At 55.5% G+C, this 984-nt stretch carries 1 pseudogene; it reads left to right on the forward strand.

Features of this window, described 5'->3' with window-relative positions:
• Window positions 1-984, forward strand: a pseudogene (locus KM934_RS12815) (IS5 family transposase); the annotation flags it as partial.

The following is a 984-nucleotide window of genomic DNA, read 5'->3' on the forward strand; positions in this document are numbered from 1 at the left end:
ATGCAATATCTGCTTGGGCTTCCCAAGTTCACGGAGAAACCCGTTTTCGTTCCAGAGTTGTTCGTCCAAATTCGCAAGCGTCTTGATCATGAATTCTTCAACCTGCTGACCTTGCTGCTGTCGGAGGCAGACGGCAGCAAGCCGAAGAAGGTCCACACCGACGAGGACGGCAATGACCACGGGGGGACGATGAAGGTCGATGCCACATGCTGTGATGCCGAGGTTCGCTATCCGACCGACTACAACCTTTTGGAAGACGGCAGCGAACTGATAGACCGCCTGCTTGACAAGTTCTGTGCCCGCCACAAGACCGAGAAGCCTCGGACCCACCGCGTGGAAGCACGCCAGGCCTTCATCTCGTTGACCAAGAAAAAGCGCAAGGGGAAGAAACTTGTCGACAAGGTCAGGTTGATCCAACTACGCTGCCTACAGGCGGACTTGCTGACATTCCTTGATTTCCTTGGCGGGCAGTCAAGCCGTCTCCTCTCGTGCTTCAGCCGGCATGATTGCAAGTGTCTCAAGGCGGCGTTCAAGATGTACGAGCAACAGAAGAAGATGTTTGATGAGAACGTCCGCAGATGCGCCGACCGCATCGTCAGCATCTACCAGCCGCACCTCCGTCCTATTGTCAGGGGCAAGGCGAAGGCCAAGGTCGAGTTCGGTGCGAAGATTGGCGCCAGCATCGTGAACGGTTACACCTACGTCGACCATCTCAGTTGGGACGCCTACAACGAATCGTCCGACCTCGCCATGCAATTGGAACTCTATAAAAAGCGCTTCGGCATGCTGCCACAGGAAGTCCAAGCGGACAAGCTCTACCTCGGGAAGGCGAACAGGAATCTTATCAAGGATTGTCATGTTGAGTGTTACAACCACCCGCTTGGACGACCTCCCAAGGATGAAAACGACCGCCACGCTGAGGACAAGAGGAGGGCCATCGGCGAGAGGAACGAGGTGGAGGCCACATTCGGAACCTCCAAAAGG

It is taken from the genome of Hallella faecis (assembly GCF_018789675.1).
Taxonomy (GTDB): Bacteria; Bacteroidota; Bacteroidia; order Bacteroidales; family Bacteroidaceae; genus Prevotella; species Prevotella faecis.